The 10,769-nt window shown below is 40.2% G+C and carries 11 protein-coding genes; 3 read left to right on the forward strand and 8 right to left on the reverse strand.

The window, feature by feature from the left end; translation table 11 throughout:
- Positions 1-225: 225 nt before the first annotated feature.
- Genes VXK47_RS08685 through VXK47_RS08705 form a run of 5 tightly spaced genes read right to left on the reverse strand, consistent with a single transcriptional unit; the run spans position 226 to position 5,776 of the window.
- On the reverse strand, positions 226-1,368 hold the full coding sequence (locus VXK47_RS08685; RefSeq protein ID WP_435548383.1) for a MinD/ParA family protein: 1,143 nt from the start codon (positions 1,366-1,368) through the stop codon (positions 226-228).
- 1 nt (position 1,369) lies between these two features.
- Positions 1,370-2,473 carry a response regulator gene (locus tag VXK47_RS08690; RefSeq protein ID WP_435548384.1) on the reverse strand — a complete coding sequence of 368 codons (1,104 nt, stop codon included), beginning with the start codon at positions 2,471-2,473 and terminating at the stop codon, positions 1,370-1,372.
- Positions 2,463-3,701, reverse strand: a complete 1,239-nt coding sequence (locus VXK47_RS08695; RefSeq protein WP_435548385.1) for a response regulator — start codon at positions 3,699-3,701, stop codon at positions 2,463-2,465. The genes VXK47_RS08690 and VXK47_RS08695 overlap by 11 nt, the downstream gene beginning before the upstream one ends.
- Entirely contained in the window at positions 3,694-5,001 is a 1,308-nt protein-coding gene (locus VXK47_RS08700; RefSeq protein ID WP_435548386.1) for a PAS domain-containing sensor histidine kinase, read from the reverse strand. The genes VXK47_RS08695 and VXK47_RS08700 overlap by 8 nt, the downstream gene beginning before the upstream one ends.
- 34 nt (positions 5,002-5,035) lie before the next feature.
- Positions 5,036-5,776 carry a helix-turn-helix domain-containing protein gene (locus VXK47_RS08705; RefSeq protein WP_435548387.1) on the reverse strand — a complete coding sequence of 247 codons (741 nt, stop codon included), beginning with the start codon at positions 5,774-5,776 and terminating at the stop codon, positions 5,036-5,038.
- Positions 5,777-6,261: 485 nt separating this feature from the next.
- Between VXK47_RS08705 and VXK47_RS08710 the strand changes: the two genes are divergently transcribed.
- The 3 genes from VXK47_RS08710 to VXK47_RS08720 all read left to right on the forward strand — a co-directional run bounded on the left by VXK47_RS08710 (position 6,262) and on the right by VXK47_RS08720 (position 7,802).
- A complete protein-coding gene (locus tag VXK47_RS08710; RefSeq protein ID WP_435548388.1) occupies positions 6,262-6,615 on the forward strand; it encodes a hypothetical protein in 354 nt (117 codons plus the stop codon).
- Between the two features lie 91 nt (positions 6,616-6,706).
- Positions 6,707-7,003: a methyltransferase family protein gene (locus VXK47_RS08715; RefSeq protein ID WP_435548389.1), complete on the forward strand. Its 297-nt coding sequence runs from the start codon at positions 6,707-6,709 to the stop codon at positions 7,001-7,003.
- Complete coding sequence (locus VXK47_RS08720) at positions 6,987-7,802, forward strand: methyltransferase (protein WP_435548390.1); 816 nt, start codon at positions 6,987-6,989, stop codon at positions 7,800-7,802. The genes VXK47_RS08715 and VXK47_RS08720 overlap by 17 nt, the downstream gene beginning before the upstream one ends.
- A gap of 6 nt (positions 7,803-7,808) precedes the next feature.
- Here VXK47_RS08720 and VXK47_RS08725 read toward each other — a convergent pair whose 3' ends face one another.
- From VXK47_RS08725 to VXK47_RS08735, 3 genes are all read right to left on the reverse strand, one after another.
- On the reverse strand, positions 7,809-8,072 hold the full coding sequence (locus tag VXK47_RS08725) for a GIY-YIG nuclease family protein (RefSeq protein WP_435548391.1): 264 nt from the start codon (positions 8,070-8,072) through the stop codon (positions 7,809-7,811).
- Between the two features lie 54 nt (positions 8,073-8,126).
- Positions 8,127-10,412: a CHAT domain-containing protein gene (locus VXK47_RS08730; RefSeq protein WP_435548392.1), complete on the reverse strand. Its 2,286-nt coding sequence runs from the start codon at positions 10,410-10,412 to the stop codon at positions 8,127-8,129.
- A 232-nt stretch (positions 10,413-10,644) separates the two neighbouring features.
- Positions 10,645-10,769 (reverse strand): transposase (locus VXK47_RS08735; protein WP_435547519.1); only part of this gene is annotated, 125 nt, incomplete at its 5' end.

Consider the following 10,769-nt stretch of genomic DNA (forward strand, 5'->3'; position numbering starts at 1 on the left):
TTATAATTATAATTTATAACAAGGCGACAAAAATTTTTTATCTGCTTTGTCAAGCAAAAAATAAACATTTTTATAATTTTTTTATCCCATATAACATGCAAAAACTTAACCGGACACTACTGATTGTTAAGAGACTAATGATCCGTGCTGTGTCAAACCGATAACCTTTTAGTTTTAAGCCAATCACACAAAGTTACATCTTTTGTGATTTTGAAAAAACTTGATTTATGATCTATCCGTATATGATTGACCCCTTTTATGATCATGTTCCGGATTCATATAACCCTTTTCCATAATACTTCTGATAGCGCTAAGCTCAGATGAAATACTTGATATTCCCTGGTTAAATTTTTCCAATATGAGGAAAATATCCTGAAGATCAGCCTCTTTTTTAGTTTCTTCCTTACTTACGACAGGCTCCTTCGGTGGTAATATCAAAGCTTCGGTACCGTGAGAATCTTCTTTTTCCTTATCGGATTTTAACTCAGAAGTATGGTTTTTTCCCTTTATGCCTTTGTCCGGAACCTGCTTTTTATTTACTGTCTTTGATACCGTTAGCTGCAAAGGATCAGTGAAAAATTTAAAGCATTTGGACCAGAAAGTTTTAAGCCCATATCCGGCAAATTCGGCAGGATCTTTTTTCATAAGATACCTTCCGATGTTTTTAATTCCTTTGGCGGCGTTGCTGTTTGGATAAAGGGATATAAATGGTTTTTGTTTTCTTACTGCATCGGCAACATGCGCATCAATAAGGATTGATCCTATTGGCTGTATTTTAAGCGGCAGATATTTTTCAACCGTAGCCTTAAATTTTGAAAATACCAAACCTGATATTTCCATGTTTCTGCATTGATTGACGGCAACCATAACTGAACCTTTGAATCCGTTCAGCGAAAGTATTTTCAAAAGAGAATAAGCATCCGTTAATGATGTGGGTTCGGTTGTAACAACCACAATTATCTCCGGCGAGGCCATACAGAAACTGACAACGTTTTTAGATATACCTGCCGAGGTGTCAATAATAAGAAAATCATAATTATCAAGTTCCGATAAAGCATTGACCAATAAATAGATTTCTTCGGATCTTGGATCTGCCATCCTCTGTATTCCTGAGCTGCCGGGAATAATATCTATCCCCATATAATTCTTTATTATGATCTCGGATATCTTCTTTTTTTCCAGGATTACATCCTCAAGGCTTAGCTCAGGATAAATACCAAGCAGGATATCTATATTGGCCAAACCCATGTCGGCATCAAACAAACATGTGCGATAGCCTTCATCAGCAAGATACAGGGCGAGGTTAACACTTATGTTTGTTTTGCCTACTCCGCCTTTTCCGCTTGTAACTGTAATTATTCTCGACATATCAATTCCTCATTCCCGATCTTATTTCGTCTTTGATCCTCGTACTTTCTATAAGTATTTGCATAATCGACTTATTGATCTGATTCTTATTTTTTTTACACACATTTTCGATCTCAATCACGCTGTTGTCCCAACCAATAATATCAATGGCAGCTTCTTCTCCCCTTAGTTGTCCTGTTTCTGCATCTATCAATTTTCCCTTAAAGAAATACAGACAGCCAAACCTCTTGCCGGATCTGATTTTTAATGTGCATACCTTTCCGTCCATATCTATCATCTGCAGAAAAGAAGCTATGCTTACCCCATGGATCTGACCGGCATGGGCCGAATAAAGGGTATTTAGCAATACTTCAATAAGAACATTCATATCCAGAGGCTTCTCAAAATATTGAAAATCACCCAGGGCTTTTATCCGCTCCTCTGTTTCCTTTGAACCATATCCTGTAAGTACTATAGCAGGAATCCCGGGATAGTTCTTTTTCATGTAAGACAACAACTGAAGGCCATTAATACCGGGCATATACAGATCCGTTACAACCATATCTATATCCTGGATGCTAAGTATCTTTATGGCCTCTTTACCGTTTAATGCCGTGATAATCTTCAATTCTTTATGGTCTTTCAGGGCATTTGTTATTATTCTGAGGATTACACGATCATCATCTACTATCAGGATTTTTTTTCCTGGCCTGACGCTCATGTCACTTAGAATTTTTTCTTTGATATGTGATTTTTTTTTGTATTGTTCTATCCCAACGGTGAGAGCATCCGCCAGAACTTCTTTGCTGCACGGTTTGGTAAGCAGCCTGAAAATATTTCCGCGGTTTATTGCATCCATTGCAGTCTTGATGTCGGCAAATCCCGTCAGCATCATCCTGACGCTCTCCGGGGCAATTTCTTTTACTCGTGACAGGAAGTGGTTTCCATCCATACCCGGCATGCGAAGATCAGATACAATTACTGCATAGGGACCGTGATTTCTTACGGCATTTAAACCCTCTTCTGCTTCCCTGGCAGTATCAATATTAAACTGCCTCTTCAACTGCCGCTTATAGGCATCAAGCACATTTAAATCATCATCTACAAAAAGAATCTTATCGCTCATAAGCACTCATCTCTTTTGTGCTTTGCAAATCCGGCACATTGCAAACGGGAAAATTCGTCTTCTTTAAATCCATTGCAGATAAATATTCATAATCAATTCCAGGCTTAGATTTTCCAGTGTAATTTCCGGATTTTTCATGTTCAATAATATTAGCGAGATATACCGCAGTAAGTGGTGTGAATTTTTTTGTTATAGACTTGCCGGGTGAATGGTGAAAGGCGATTGCTTCGATAATTGGATTTGGCAAACCCCATAATCCCATGAGATATGCTCCTGCCTCCGCATGATTTACACCGAAGATTTCTTTTTCTGTGTCTGCAAAAAATCCGTTTTCTTCAGGCTCTGAGGCTAATTTGCCATATTGATCACCAAAGCATGAGGCCATTACAAGCTTTCCTGAATCATGAAGAATTCCGGCCATGAACGAATTATCAACAACAGTTTGTTCCTGCTTTTCCTGTCTTGCTATTGTCTTTGATAACTGCGCAGTTGCCATGCTGTGATTTAAGAGTTGACTCAGATAATTTTCAGACAGGCTCTTGTTATCAAACCATGAAAAAACCTGAATGGAAAGAACAAGTGATTTAACAGTATCCAGCCCCAGCAGGAAAACCGCCTGTTCAGGACTGGAAATATGACGGGGAAGATAAAAATAGGAAGAGTTCGCAAGTTGGAGAATCTTTGCCGTCATAGCTATATCACTGGATATGATATCACCGATCTTATTAATTGATGAGTAATCGGATTGCAGCTCCTTCATTATATCTATATACAGCGAAGGCAGGCTAGGCAGTGAGTCAAGCCTGGAAACCAGAGCCTTAAGTGAATCATTTTGCAAAAGTGCCGAGAGATCCCCGGTCCTTGCTATCGCCGCTTTCAATGTTTCTGTATTACAAGGCTTGCTGAAAAATTGATGTGATACATTTATTGACTTCATGATCAATTCCCTGTCCGATTCGCCGGACAGGATAATTCGTACCGTATCGGGATAAAGTCTCTTGACCTCGGAAAGCAATTGCAATCCGTTGATTCCTGACATCCGTATATCCGAGATAACCACGTCAAAATGATTGCTTTTTAATATATCCAATGCCTCTTCGCCACTTGCAGCAAAGGCTAAGGCCCAGATATGGCGCATAGGTCTAAGCATCCGTTCCAGACCATCCAAAACCTTTGGCTCATCATCTACAAAAAGGATCTTTCTTTTTTCTGTATCTGTGTTATCCATTTCCCTTGCCTGTGGGAATACGAATAATCATTGTAGTTCCCTGATTAATCTTTGTTTCGAATCCGATAGATCCGCCATGTTTCTTAACAATAACCGAATGGGATATTGCAAGTCCCTGCCCGGAGCCCTTTCCAACTTCTTTGGTAGTAAAAAACGGATCGAAAATCCTTTCTCTGATCTCCTCAGGTATTCCTGGCCCTGTATCGCTTATGCGAATTTCGGCCCAGGAGTCGTTGCATCGTGTTTTTATTTTTATTATACCTTTATTTCCTGATGCTTTATCAATTGAATCGGCAACGGCATGTGAAGCATTTATAATCAAATTAAGGATAACCTGATTAAATTCACCCGGAAGGCATGGTATCATGGGCATGGATAAGTCATAATCAGTTATCACATCGGCTATGTATTTCCACTCGTTTCGTGAGATAACAATAGTATTTTCTATAGCTTTGTTAATATCTATACAGATTTTCTCATCAGTGCCGGGATGTGAAAATTGCTTCAAGGCCACAACGATCTTGCTTACATTATCCAGGCCTTCAAGTGATTGGCCTATAGCCTTGGGTATCTCTTTGATGAGATAATCAAGATCAATTTGAGATATTAAAGTATCAAGCTCCCGGATAACTGCTTGTGTTTCACGGCCAAGCTTTACCGATTCAAGGAGCTTGTGATAACTTGTAAGGATGATTTCTATCTCGGCAAATGAATCCAGAAGAAACCGCGTGTTGTCGGTAGTATATTGCAGTGGAGTATTGATCTCGTGGGCAATACCGGCTGCCAATTGGCCTATGGATTCAAGTTTCTGTGCATGTCTTTTCTGGGCCTCAAGGATTTTTTGCCCGGAGATATCGGAAACAGTGCCCCGGAAACCGGTTTTATTGCCACTTGAGTTTTTCACCGGACAGATCGAGAGGCTTACTTGTCTTGTCAATCCGTCTTTTCTTACAACCTGAAAGACACAGCCTATCCTTGGTTTTTCAGTTTTAAAGACATCGTTAAATGCATTATAGGCTATCCCTTTGTTTTCCTTATTCATGAACCGGATATAATTGACCTTATATAATTCATCTTTTGAGTACCCAAATATTTTGCAGACCAACCCATTGAAAAATATAAAATTGCCATAAAGATCAATTTCATAATATCCCTGTTCCATATTTTCAAAAAACGACCGGTATCTGTTCCCGGTTTCCTGTAAAATCATATCTGTATTTTGAGAAAAGCCGCTATCTTTTAAAAGACAGAATTTCAGGTTATATTTATTATTTTGTAATGAACTGTCTATGGCAGACATTTCCTGTAATTTCCTCTTAAAAACATTTGTATGTTTACAGCTGATATTGCCTTTCAACAACAGCAAGCCATGTCCCATCAGGTTTTTTAAGCGGGCTTGCTAATAAATCGGTTTTTATCTTGTTACCGTTTCTTGAGATAAAAGATAAATTAAATCTTAAAACCTCCGAACTGTTCCCCATTCGTAATTTCTTGTCATAATTCATGATGTTTTTTAATGATTCCGAATGAATAAATTCTTCAATCCCAGCTCCTATAAGGTTTTTAGTTTTTACTCCGCACAGATCCGCCCACGCCCTGTTTGCCGACCATATGTACAGATCTTTGTAAATTGCCGCAGGGTTACTGATCTGATGAATAAACGACATATCCGGCGCATGGTAGTCATAAAAATATTTACACTCAGAGCAATCCATCCGGCACTTTTGGCCGGGGTTGTTTCTTGCGGTAAAGCACACCATTAAAGAATTCGTAAATACAGAACAGCTTTTGCAGCCGTTCTCACTGTGGGACTCCGACCAATATTCCCAGCAGGCCTTAAATAGCTTCAAATCCTGTTGATATAAGGCATCCGGAAACTCCGTAAGGGATTTAGGAACAGGGTAGTCTTCTGCCTCAAGAAAAGCGATTAGATTGTTTATGGAAACTACGTGTTTTTTGCCATCACGGCTTGCGGGCAATGACTTTTTGGCAATCCAGTAGGATACAGTGCTTCTTGCAACACCGCATATTGCTGCGATATCCATCACCGATAACATTTGCAATTGTTTACTCAAATTCATCTCCTTTATTTCCTATCTTCCAATATCGGTATTTTTTGGAAATTCTTTAGAAGATTTGATTGTCGTATAAAAATGCTGTTTGCCTGTATCCTATGTTTATCGTATGGAAATTCATGAAATTTGCCACAAAAAATTGGACATTTAAAGTGATTTGGATAATACTGTAATGGGAAACTGAGGATACTTAAAGTTATTGTTAGAGGTTTAGTATGAAGCATTTAGCAACCACAATCGCGTCTGTAGAAGAACTTGATCAATTTTTTGAAAAGAATATGATCCAGTTCAATTTAGCAAGCAGCGTGCTTGTTCAGATTTTTGTTTCATAATGTGATACGGAATGGATCGGATGCCTGACTGCAGCTATCGGAAAATTTTCGTCCAAATGGGTTATTGTGGGAGTATCACCGATGGCGGAATTTTAGATGGCAGGCTAATTACGAACGCGACATATTTTCTTTGACTGATGGGGATGTTGCAGCATGACAAGAGCTGATATTCTGGCATTAAAGGCCGGGCGAAATTTAGATATTTATGTAGCTGAAAAAATCATGAGAAATAAAGTGATATCTGATCCTATTATGGGCGATACAGAGGTATTTACCACAAATACGGACGAATCGGTGTTTGGCAAGTTAACAGCTTATTCAGAGGATCTGAGCAAGGCTCAGCTTGTTGTTTTAAAAATGGCCAGCATGGGATATGCCAAGGCCGGTTTATGGGAAAGTGAAAAGCGTCCTGAAGTCATTTGCCGGGCAGCCCTGCTGACTCTCTTTGATAAAAAATCTGAAAAATACAGAGTCCTGCAAAAATCAAAATTTTCTGTCGTTAAATGAAATTTCTGTAAGCGAATTTGACAGCGTTGATAAAAGGCAGATTTTATTCCTGCAGATAGCATGCGTACCCATACCCAATCGGAACAGATTTATGACAATTGCTATATCGTATCTTATAAAAGATATTTTACTAAAAGGAGAAAAGCAAATGACCGTAACAAATAATCCTGATGTAAAAAAGCAAGCATCGGAAGAGATGAAGCTTATGCATATGATCCACGGAAGCAGAATAACACAGTTAATCTATGTTGCAGCAAAGCTTAAAATCTCAGATCTCCTTGATGAAGGGCCAAAAAGCAGCCGGGAAATTGCACAGATGGTCGGGCGCCCACTCCCGTGCTCTTTATCGTGTAATGAGGGCTCTATCAAGTTTGGGAATATTCAGTGAAGACGAAGCCGGTAATTTTCATATGACCCAGCTTGCCAGGCTGTTAAGAACCGGTACGGATTCTCTTGCAGGCTACGCCATTATGGTGGGCGAACCCTGGTCCTGGTCTGTGGAAGGTGATTTGCTTTACAGCGTAAAAACAGGCAAACCAGCTTTTAAACATGTTCATGGTATGGATGTTCATGATTATATGAACCTGAATATGGAAGTTACCAAACAGTTTAATGAAGCAATGACCAGTTTTTCAAGCCATGAACTCGAACCTGTTATCAATGCATACGACTTCTCACAATTTAAGACTGTTGTAGATGTTGGAGGTGGACACGGAGCTTTGCTTGCTGAAATTCTTAAGAGCAATACACAAATGCAGGGTAAGCTTTTCGATCTGAGAGCAGCTGATGAAGCAGCTATAAGTATTATGGAAAGACAGGGTGTGAAAAATCGTTGCGAACTTATACCCGGTAATTTTTTCGACTCGGTGCCAAAAGGTGCTGATGCTTATATCCTCAAACGGGTAATACATGATTGGGATGATGACAATGCTGTAGCTATTCTTAAAGTCTGCCATAAAGCAATGTCTGCCAAAAGCAATCTTTTGATAATCGAAAGAGTAATACCCAAAGGGAATGAACCGTCTTTCGGTAAACTTGTAGATATCAGTATGCTGACCTTATCCGGTGGCCTGGAGCGCAGTGAGTCGGAATTTGGAATGATTTTTGAAAGAGCCGGATTTAAAATAACAAATATCATACCAACTATGTGTCCGTTAAGCATAATTGAAGCAATGCCGGTATATTAAGACAGTTCAGATAGATGATGAGCCTAAAATGCCAAGAAGCTCGATCTTCTTTTTTCTTGGCTTTTTCTTGATTCTCATTTCCAGCCTGAGCGCCTCCGATCGTGTCATTGCCCGGCTTTGAGCTTCGAGTTGAACGGGAAACCTCCCTCGCGTATAGACCGCCCCCTTGCCGGAGTTGTGCGCCAGGATACGCTTTGAAAGATCATTGGTTATTCCGCAATAAAGCGTTCCATCGGCGCATCGCACGATATAAACAATCCAGTTTTTCACTCGGCAATAACTCTCCTGTTTCTCTTTTTCCGGTGTCATATTTACATCGGGTTTTTACATAGCACTTCCGGTGAGTAAAAATGCTGCCCAGAAATAGGGATTCGGGTGTTGCTTTTTAACTTTGAGCTGAGCCTGCCGCAAAGCCTCGTCTTTATTCATCTTCGATAGATTGGTATAAAAGTTAATCATTATATCACGGGTTGTCTCATCATCAACCTGCCACAGGCTTGATATTAGCGAACGCGCTCCGGCATAAAGGAAACCGCGCGTTAAGCCGACAACATCATCGCCTGTCGAAACTTTTCCAAGAGCCGTTTCGCATGCGCTGAGAGTGACCAAATCGGCGTTCAAAGATAAATTATAAAGATCACCTGCTCTCAACAGTCCATCATTCATTTTATCTGCGGCCAGCAGCAGTGCTGAATTAAGCGGCTTATCAATATCAAATACTCCATGGACAGCCAGATGAATTATGAAATATTTGCTCCCAAATTTTTCAAGATTGGTTTTAGACGCATCGCTGCGTAAAAGAACATTGGATTCGGGAATTATTTTGCTAATGGACAGAGCCTCGTCCTGCGCAAATTTCAAATCATATTTTGGGTCGTCCAGCTTAGGATTTCCGAAAATCAAAGCGCCTCTATCCTCTTGCTTTGCCCGTTCCTTGAGAAAGCTCAGAACGCTGGCGCTGGGCAGCATCCGTATGCTGAAGCGGTCAATCAGATATTCATTGCCGTCGGAAAGGGCGGCAAAAGGCAAATAATGCAAAGAGCCATGTGGAACGATAATCAATTTTTTTGTTTTAATTGCAGGAGCTGCCAAAGAAAATAATTGGCGGTATAGCATCTGGCTATATTGTTTGAAATCCGGTAAGTCCTGTGCTGTAGTGTTTTTGCGCAGGGCATCAATGTTTTTTTCCAAATCCGTTACCGGCAGTTTCTGCGCCACAATGGTTTTGTCTGTTAAAATAAAAACATACCATTTACTGCCTGCGCAATAATATTCCAGAAGTGTTTCATCGTCTTTAATCTTCTCCTGGATTTCAGCCGTGGAAGGAGTCGCCACGGAAACCAGAGCGGATAGTTCCGGCGCATTTTCATGCAGGTTTTTTTTCAGTTTCAGGACAACCGCCCGGGTTTTATTTTGGCTTTCTTTATCTTCAGCAGATTGAGCCACAACGGTGAGGTCATTTTCCGCTTTGGTAAGCTCGGCCAGTGTTATCCTGATCTGCTCAGTTTGTCCGCCTCGGACTTTTATGTCCTTTTGCGAAGCAAGCAAGTCCACAAGGGCGCGGGATTTGGCACGCTCCACGTAAGTAAATGCTTCTGCATAACGGTCGTCAGCAATAAGTAGTGCCGTCAATTCTGCGTATGCTGATTGTTTATCGCCTACAAAACCGATACGTCCTGCTTCGGAATTAATCGAAGAGCGCTGCTTTTCAATAACATCGATTGTTTTTTTGAGCATGTCTTCTGCGGCATTTTTCCGGCCTTCGGACAAAGCAATTTTTGCCCGATCAAGCAGCACAATCCAGTAAATACCCCCGATTTGCTCAATCTGCGGATGCCCTAAAAGCCGGTCATATCCTTTTTTTGCTTCTATTATGTTTCCTGTTTCATAAAGGCTTTTTGATAAAATAAAAAGATTGGGTATCTCCTGAAAGGTCTGATCGTATAAAGCCGTTATTGCACCTGTTACTCTTGCATTAGGATTTCTTATGGCCTTCAGCGCATTGTCATATTCTTTCAATGCCATATAAATCCGCGCCAGTGCGCTGTATTTTTCGGGTCCGTTCATGACTGTTATGCTAACATTTTGCAGCGAATTAACAATTTTTTGAGCATCCGACTTATTTCCCGATATAGCATAGGCAACACCAAGAAAATCATAAATGGAGATCAGCTGAGATGTATAAAAGCTTTGTTTCTCACGTCCATCTTCATGCAAAAGTTTATAAGCAAGAATGCCTTCTTCGATTGCCTTCTGAGGTTCACCCTGATCGAGATAAATAGAGCCGCGCAAAATCCGGGGATAAACTGTGAGATCGGAGCCGACAAAAGCTCTGTCGCCATTATCAATCTGCTTTTGAAGCAAGTCTGTTATGGCAAGTGCTTTGCTGTAATTGCGAATTCCGTTATAAGAGGATGCCAGCATAAAAAGCTGAAAAGAAGACACCGAATCGCCATTGTCAACTCTTGGTTGAATAGCATTAATTATTTCATTTATCTGCTGTTTTTGAGCATAACTGCTTAACTTTATATCCCTTGATAGGGAGCAGGCCATAAAAAAACAAGCCAGCAGCAATATGACTGATATTGTGAAATAATTTTTAAGTTTCATATTGTTATCTCCGTTATATGGCAGGTTTCCCGGCAATGCCACAGTAATGCAAGCAAATAGTTGTTTGCCCTGATCCATGGCGGAATAGTTCATTAATATCATATTCTCAATGAACAATGAAATAAAAACGTTAAATTCGATTAAAACTCAACATCTCTGACGGGGTTGACGATTGATTACAGAAGGATTCAATAAAAAAACCGCATCAAGATTTTTTAGGTTCCTCGCTATTTCATGTGGGTAACCTGAATTCGAGTTTGCCACCAATGAGGTAGATCATGGTGATCAGGTTTTTGATGGTCCTGTATCCCCTGGCCTTGGCTTTAGCTGCTTGGATAAGGCTGTTGATTCCCTCAA

The organism is Desulfobacterium sp. N47, assembly GCF_051233685.1.
GTDB lineage: Bacteria > Desulfobacterota > Desulfobacteria > Desulfobacterales > RPRI01 > RPRI01.

What these genes read in the sequence shown, in the direction of transcription:
- VXK47_RS08690 (WP_435548384.1), bottom strand. Translation starts at nt 2,473, where the DNA reads ATGAGCGATAAGATTCTTTTTGTAGATGATGATTTAAATGTGCTTGAT.
- VXK47_RS08695 (WP_435548385.1), bottom strand. Translation starts at nt 3,701, where the DNA reads ATGGATAACACAGATACAGAAAAAAGAAAGATCCTTTTTGTAGATGAT.
- VXK47_RS08715 (WP_435548389.1), top strand. Translation starts at nt 6,707, where the DNA reads ATGACAATTGCTATATCGTATCTTATAAAAGATATTTTACTAAAAGGA.
- VXK47_RS08710 (WP_435548388.1), top strand. Translation starts at nt 6,262, where the DNA reads ATGACAAGAGCTGATATTCTGGCATTAAAGGCCGGGCGAAATTTAGAT.
- VXK47_RS08685 (WP_435548383.1), bottom strand. Translation starts at nt 1,368, where the DNA reads ATGTCGAGAATAATTACAGTTACAAGCGGAAAAGGCGGAGTAGGCAAA.
- VXK47_RS08730 (WP_435548392.1), bottom strand. Translation starts at nt 10,412, where the DNA reads ATGAAACTTAAAAATTATTTCACAATATCAGTCATATTGCTGCTGGCT.
- VXK47_RS08700 (WP_435548386.1), bottom strand. Translation starts at nt 5,001, where the DNA reads ATGTCTGCCATAGACAGTTCATTACAAAATAATAAATATAACCTGAAA.